Here is a 294-nt window from a genome sequence, read left to right as displayed (position 1 = left end):
CTTACCACTTTGTGATTCATGACTGGGGTGAAGTCGTAACAAGGTAACCGTAGGGGAACCTGCGGTTGGATCACCTCCTTACCTGAAGAACCTGCCTTTGTAGTGCTCACACAGATTGTCTGATGAATGATAAATTTCAAAATGTACTGTTAAGTGCATTGTGAAATTTTGCTCTTTAAAAATCTGGATCAAGCTGAAAATTGAAACGACACACTGTTTCCTTTCTCCGTAATAAGAAAGGAAAAATGGTGTGTTCGAGTCTCTCAAATTTTCGCAACGCGGACTGTTTTACGA

The 294-nt window shown here is 40.5% G+C and carries 1 rRNA gene; it reads left to right on the top strand.

Annotated elements, in window-relative coordinates:
• A 16S ribosomal RNA gene (locus GO007_RS28865) occupies positions 1-81 on the top strand; the annotation flags it as partial.
• Positions 82-294: the final 213 nt, after the last annotated feature.

Origin of the sequence: Klebsiella sp. 10-1 (genome assembly GCF_009758445.1) — a bacterium.
Taxonomy (GTDB): Bacteria; Pseudomonadota; Gammaproteobacteria; order Enterobacterales; family Enterobacteriaceae; genus Klebsiella; species Klebsiella scottii.
Note: the sequence above shows the minus strand (reverse complement) of the source record. Positions and strands in the feature narration are given on the sequence as shown.